6 protein-coding genes and 1 pseudogene are annotated in these 6,411 nt (G+C 55.2%); 5 read left to right on the top strand and 2 right to left on the bottom strand.

The genetic code is table 11. The features are described 5' to 3' along the window. The 3 genes and pseudogenes from T433_RS16640 to T433_RS0109340 form a co-directional block, all read left to right on the top strand. A pseudogene (locus tag T433_RS16640) lies at window positions 1-547 on the top strand (hypothetical protein); the annotation flags it as partial. A gap of 49 nt (window positions 548-596) precedes the next feature. Then, window positions 597-980, top strand: coding sequence for a hypothetical protein (locus T433_RS16510; RefSeq protein ID WP_155808451.1), 384 nt, complete (start codon window positions 597-599; stop codon window positions 978-980). Window positions 981-1,015: 35 nt separating this feature from the next. Further along, window positions 1,016-1,456, top strand: a complete 441-nt coding sequence (locus T433_RS0109340; RefSeq protein ID WP_081778437.1) for an Ig-like domain-containing protein — start codon at window positions 1,016-1,018, stop codon at window positions 1,454-1,456. Between the two features lie 118 nt (window positions 1,457-1,574). Here the strand turns inward: T433_RS0109340 and T433_RS0109335 are convergent, their stop codons facing one another. Beyond that, window positions 1,575-2,921 (bottom strand): DUF389 domain-containing protein, encoded by a 1,347-nt coding sequence (locus T433_RS0109335; protein ID WP_027455615.1) that lies wholly within the window; start codon window positions 2,919-2,921, stop codon window positions 1,575-1,577. A gap of 162 nt (window positions 2,922-3,083) precedes the next feature. Between T433_RS0109335 and T433_RS0109325 the strand changes: the two genes are divergently transcribed. Beyond that, on the top strand, window positions 3,084-4,004 hold the full coding sequence (locus tag T433_RS0109325) for a DMT family transporter (protein ID WP_027455614.1): 921 nt from the start codon (window positions 3,084-3,086) through the stop codon (window positions 4,002-4,004). Between the two features lies 1 nt (window position 4,005). On the opposite strand, the gene pgeF is transcribed toward T433_RS0109325, so the two are convergent. Next, a complete protein-coding gene (gene pgeF / locus T433_RS0109320; RefSeq protein WP_027455613.1) occupies window positions 4,006-4,818 on the bottom strand; it encodes a peptidoglycan editing factor PgeF in 813 nt (270 codons plus the stop codon). 105 nt (window positions 4,819-4,923) lie between these two features. Between pgeF and preA the strand changes: the two genes are divergently transcribed. After that, window positions 4,924-6,366: an NAD-dependent dihydropyrimidine dehydrogenase subunit PreA gene (gene preA / locus T433_RS0109315; RefSeq protein ID WP_027455612.1), complete on the top strand. Its 1,443-nt coding sequence runs from the start codon at window positions 4,924-4,926 to the stop codon at window positions 6,364-6,366. The last annotated feature ends 45 nt before the right edge of the window (window positions 6,367-6,411 follow it).

Here is a 6,411-nt window from a genome sequence, read left to right as displayed (position 1 = left end):
GCAGACGACTAAGCGTTTCTGGACTTTCTCTTGCGGTGTGGATGTGGAACTGCCTGCTGGCGTGACCGCCAACATCGTGAAGGCTAACACCGAAAACCAGGTCATCTCTGAGCCTATCAGCGGCAACACTGTGAAGGCTAACAACGGCGTACTGCTCGAGGGTGAGCAGGGTGTGGAATATCAGATCACTGCCTTACCCGCTTCAAGCGTGGGCAACGACTATGCCGGCAACCTCCTGGAGCCAGTTGTCGAGAAGAAGCACTATGGCTACGGCCAGGGTTACTACATCCTCGACGACGGAAAGTTCTATGCCATTGCTAACGATGCCTCTGCGATAGGTTCATGCAAGGCCGTGCTGCACATCGCAGGTGCCAACGCCCGCGTGATCAGCATCGTAGAAGAGACGACGGCTGTTGAAAAATTGAAGAATTCAAGAATTGAAGAATTGAATGGCAACTGGTACGACATGAACGGACGCAAGCTGCAGAGTGTTCCGACCAAGAAGGGCGTTTACCTCTTCAATGGAAAAAAGGTCGTGGTAAAGTAAAGACCCACCCCCAACCCCTCCCTGTGGAGGGAGGGGAGTAATTAGAAAGATGAAAACAAAAACAAGAAAAACCCCTTCTGTGTGCTTGACGCTCTTAAAGAGCTCATGTGTCAAGCGGCAGGTCTCTGGCTATGAAAGCGAGCTTTCCAGCCATACCCCCGCCTCTTGTCACACCACTGACGTGGCTCAAGCCCGCAGAAGGAAAAACCCCGCTTCGCTAAAAAACCATTCTTTCCAGTACGTAGCTGTTATAGGTGGTGTAGGCGCAGCCGGTTTTCTCGGTTTTTCCTCTGAGGATGTTTTTAGTTGCGCAGCAACGAGTGATGTTGTCAGGGCTTGTGCGGGAGCTTGCTCACAGGCACAAAGCCATGACAGCAGCACGGGGCTCGAAGAGCTAAAACATCAGCAGAGGGGTTTTCAAGGTTTTTGTTAAAAACATAAGGAACAAAACAATAAAACATAGATATTATGAAGAAATTATTTTCGATATTTGCGATGGCAATGCTGATACTGGCTGTTGCCACAAGCTGCGACAAACAAGATATCTATCCCGCCCAGCTGTTCATCAGCGGCGAGGGAATCCAGAATGGCGAGGTGAACCTGAAGGCTCAGGAGACCGTGCAGATAGAACTGTCGTACTTCCCCAAGCATGCCATCAAAGAGGGCATCGTGTATAGCAGTAGCAACGAAAACGTGGCTACCGTTGATCAGAACGGTTTGGTGAAGGGTATCGACACCGGTACTGCCACCATCGTGGTGAACTGCACCAAGATGCCAGTGAGATACTGCTGGCTGGAGCACGACTACGCCGTAGCCACGCTCACCGTACACGTCACCGGCAGCACCCTACAGCTGCAGGACAGCGAGAAATCGCAGAGTGAGGCGGACTCACGACAGTTGGAATGGTAAACAGGTGAAAACATTAAATCAAAGGAGAGTGTGCCTTCACATTTGGGGCACACTCTCCTTTTTTTTGTGTCGGGGCATGAAACTAACTATATAGGAACGTGCGAACTTCTATATCTCTTTATTTCTCAACCACGAGGATGCTGTCGGCAATGATGCGGGCTTGCAGCCAGTCGTGCAGCATCTGGCGCTCGCTGCCAGACAAACGATGGTTGGCGGGCGTGGTGACCAGTGCCATGACGAAGTGCGCCTGACGGGTGCTGTCGGCTACCGACTCGGTCATGGGCGCCAAGCCGATGGCGGACACCTGCGGAAACAGCACTTTCAGTTCGGGACGCAGTGCCGCCGACATGCTCTCATAGCGCGTGTAACCCTCTAACCGGTTGGTCAGCGTGGTGTTCTTGGCCGATAGCTCCAGCAGTTGCTGACGGTCGGCCTCACGCGTGGTATTGATGCTCGACAGACGACTGTTCAACGTCAGGATACTGTCGGTCTGTACGCCCTGAATGATGCGCAGCTGATAGCCCTTCATGCCGTAGAGCTCCATGTGGCGCTCGGCACTGGCCTGCATGACATCGGTAATCTCGCGACCCACCGCCACGATGCGCAGTTGCATGCTGTCTTTCTCAACATCAGACGAGATGATCTGTGTGCCCGGCTGCGTCAGCTCGGTCTTGACAAACTTACGCACGTTGTTCTCGAAGATGCTGCGACGCACGATGAACACAGTGACCACCGTGGCAGGCAACATCGTCAGCACGACGATGCCCATGATGAGGCGCCGCGCCTTGATGGCCAGGTCGGCCGAGGCAAACTCGTGGCGCTGGAAATGCATCAGGCGCACGCCGCAATAGGTGGCCAGCGCAATGAACACAGTGTTGATAAAGAACAGGTAGAAGGCTCCCAGGAAGTAAAGGATGTGGCCCGTGGCCAGTCCGTAGCCCGCCGTACACAGTGGCGGCATCAGTGCCGTGGCAATGGCCACGCCCGGGATGACGTTGCCCTTGCCGCGCGTGCAGAGCGCGATGATGCCTGCCGCACCGCCGCAGAAGGCGATGAGCACATCGTAGAGCGTAGGCGAGGTGCGCGCCAGCAGTTCGGACTGGGCGTCGCCCAGCGGTGTGATGATGAAATAGATGGTGGCGGTGAGCACGCTGATGCCCGTAGCCACGCTGTAGTTCTTGGCAGCCCGCTTGAGCAGTTCCAGGTCGTTGATGCCCACGGCCAGTCCCATGCCGATGATAGGTCCCATGAGTGGCGATATGAGCATGGCGCCGATAATGACCGCCGTAGAGTTGACGTTCAGTCCCAGCGAGGCGATGAAGATGGCAAAGATGAGCACCCACAGGTTGGCGCCGCGAAACGACACGCCGCTGCTGATCTGATCGATGATACCTTGTTCGTCGTCTTTGTCGGGCATCAGGTTGAAGTAAACCTTGGCCTTGCTAATCATGTCATTGATATCCATGGCGATAGAAGTTTTAAGTTTGGTTGCAAAGATACAACTTTTTCCTATATATATACTTTATATTCAGAAAATATTCGTAATTTTGCGCTCGAAAAAGAGGTGAGGCACAGGTCGTGTAGCATTTCTTTGTAACCCATAAACAAAAACAATCAAGGGATAACAATGGCTTATATAGGCGAATTGATTTCTATTGGTGTAGCATTCTCGTGGACGGCTACAGCACTACTGAGTGAGTTTGGTTCGAAACGACTGGGCAACCTGACACTGAACGTGATGCGCATGGCGCTGGCGTTGCTGTTCTCGCAGGTCCTGTTCTATGTCACTACGGGCACCATGCTGCCTGCGGGTGCCGATGAAGAGGCTGCCTGCTGGATGCTGTTGTCTGGCCTGGTGGGCTATGTGATAGGCGACTTCTGTCTGTTTCAGTGCTACATCATCATCGGTTCGCGCTTTGGCCAACTGTTTATGACGCTGGCGCCGGTGTCGGCAGCCCTGATGGCGTGGGTCACGCTGGGTCAGAAGATGACGCTGATGAGCATCGTTGCCATGCTGGTCACGCTGGTAGGTATAGGCACCTCGGTGCTGGGTCGCGGCGAGCATCACCGCTTTTCGCTGAAGTTGCCCCTGAACGGTGTGCTCTTTGCCGTTGGCGCCGCCATGTGTCAGGGCATTGGACTGGTGCTGAGCAAAATAGGTATGGATCATTATCAGATGGATCCCGGCATGCCCGAGTGGTTGGTGCCCTTCAGTGCCAACTTCTATCGTTGCATTGCGGGCATCATAGGTTTCAGCGTGCTGCTGTTCTTGCGCGGTGAAACCAAGCATTTCCGTGAGTCGGTGCGCGACCGCAAGGGCATTGCCATTGCGATGGCCACCACGCTCTTTGGTCCCTTCATCGGTGTAGGCTTCTCACTGATGGCAGTGCAGTACACCGCTGCCGGCATTGCCTCTACGCTGATGGCCACCACCCCCATCATCATTCTGTTGCCCTCGCGCTGGTTGTTCCACGAGCGTATCACGTGGCGTGCCGTGCTGGGTGCCTTCATTTCGGTAGTAGGCGTCAGCCTGTTCTTCCTGGGCTAAGCTACAGCATGATGGCCGTGAAGATGCGGCCCGACTGGATGCCCAGTCGGCGAGCCGAGAAGAAACGCTCGCTCTGCTCGAAGGTGCACACCCCAGAGACGCTGATCTGCTGAGCCGGTATGCCCGTCTCGATGAGCTGCAGGCGGTTGCACTGGGGCAGGTCGATGTGCCACTTGTAAAATGAAGAATGAGGAATGAAGAATGAAGAATCTTTTTTAAATGAAGAATCTTTTACTGGGTATTTTCTGCTGATGGCGGGCATGTTGAATCCCTCGTGAGCAAAGGCATCATAAACTTCGTCGCCCACCTCGAAGCTGTCCAGATGGATGCCGGGACCTATCTGTGCGATGACGTCTTGTGGCTGGGTGCCATAGACGGCCGTCATACGTGCCACAGCCTTCTCGGTGATTCGCTTCACGGTGCCACGCCATCCGGCATGAATGGCACAGACGGCCCGCTGACGGCGGTCGTAGAGCAGCACGGGAATACAGTCGGCCGTGCTCACACCGATGCACACCCCCGCTACGTCGGTCATCAAGGCGTCGTAGCCCTCCAGATTCATGTTTAAATCATTGCCTACCACGGCTATCTCCGTGAGGTGCACCTGATGAGGCATCAGCAGGTGGGCATCGTCAATGCCCAGCAGTTGGGTGAGCGCCTGGCGGTTGCGGCCTATGGCCTCCTCGCTGTCGCCGCAGTAGCGGTTGATGTTGAACTCGCCATAGCGCCCCTCGCTATAGCCCCCTTGGCGTGTGGTGCTGAAGGCAGTGACACCTTCGCCCATATGATAATTGTGCAGTACAGGTTGCTTCATTCCTTAAGTAAATTGTGATGCAAAGATAACTTTTTTTTACGAAAAACGTTGGCGATACAGAGAAAAACATTATCTTTGCAACGTTAACTAAAAACCTAGTGAGTCATGAAACGACAATTGAACATCCGAGAAGAAGCCGCGCGATGTCTGTTCTGTCAGGACGCACCGTGTACAAAGGCTTGCGGTACGGGCGACCCCGCCAGGGCCATTCGTGCCATACGATTTGACAATGCCGATATTGCCGGTCAATGGGTGGCTGCATGCAGCGAGGCCGACCTGGAGCGTGCCGAACAGGCCTGTATCCACTACGACCGTCCGATACGCATCCGAGAGCTGTTGGCTGCCGTGCCACAGCCAGCAAAAGCAGCACTGCCGTCGCTCGAGATAGACTTCTGCGGTTTCCACTGCGAGAACCCCTTCTTCCTGGCCTCGTCGGCCGTGTGTACCAACTACGAGATGGTGGCGCGCGCCCTGGAAGCAGGGTGGGCGGGCGTGTTCTACAAGACTATCTGTATGCAGGAAATCAAGGAGGTGTCGCCTCGCTTTGATGCCATAGGAAAACCATTCTCCGGTTTCCGCAACATGGAGCAGCTCAGCGAGAACCCCGTGGACATGGACTTCGACATTCTGCGCCGCCTGAAGCAGCAATACCCCACGAAGATGATTGTGGCCTCGATTATGGGACAGACCGAAGAGGAGTGGATAGAACTGGCACACATGGCCGAGGAGGCTGGCGTAGATGCCGTGGAACTGAACTTCTCGTGTCCGCAGATGCGACTGGCGGGCATGGGTAGCGACGTGGGGCAGAATGCCGAGCTGGTGACCTTCTACACAGCCTACGTGAAGCGGGCGGTGAAGATTCCCGTCATCCCGAAGATGACACCCAACATCACCAATATCAACGAGCCAGCCATGGGCGCCTACTTTGCCGGGGCTAATGCTATCTCGGCCATCAACACCATCAAGAGTATCACGCTGAACGAAGAGGTGAAGGTCAGTGATAAGTACGCCATCTCGGGCTATTCGGGACGGGCCGTGAAGCCCATTGCCCAGCGATTTATTGCCGACATGGCTTCGAACCCCATCATCAAGGGCGTGGAGTATAGTGGCATTGGTGGCATCGAGACGTGGCGCGACGCCCTAGAATACATACAGCTGGGGTGCACCAACGTGCAGGTATGTACAGCAGTGATGGAGTATGGCTACCGCATCATCGACGACCTGGTGCTGGGCATGCAGCACGAGATGGCACGCCGCGGCGTGACACGACTGGCCGACTGTGTGGGCGAGTTGCTGGGCAGCGTGGTGAAGCCTTCCGACATGGACCGCGACACGGTGGTGTATCCCAAGATAGACCGCGAGCGCTGCATCGGTTGCGGGCGCTGTCAGCTGTCGTGTGCAGATGGTGGTCATCAGGCCATCACGTTTGACACGACCACGCGTCAGCCGCATATCGTAGGCACGAAGTGCGTGGGCTGTCACCTCTGCCGACTGGTATGTCCTACGGGCGCCATGGGTCTCACCAAGCGCATTCCTAAGAAAGAATGATAGGTGCTGTTCGTCGCGCAGCGTGTCGCTTTTTTGTAGGCAAAG

The sequence above is a fragment of the Xylanibacter brevis ATCC 19188 genome (genome assembly GCF_000621725.1).
Lineage (GTDB): Bacteria > Bacteroidota > Bacteroidia > Bacteroidales > Bacteroidaceae > Prevotella > Prevotella brevis.
The sequence above is the reverse complement of the archived record's forward strand: the minus strand, read 5'-3'. Positions and strand labels throughout refer to the sequence as shown.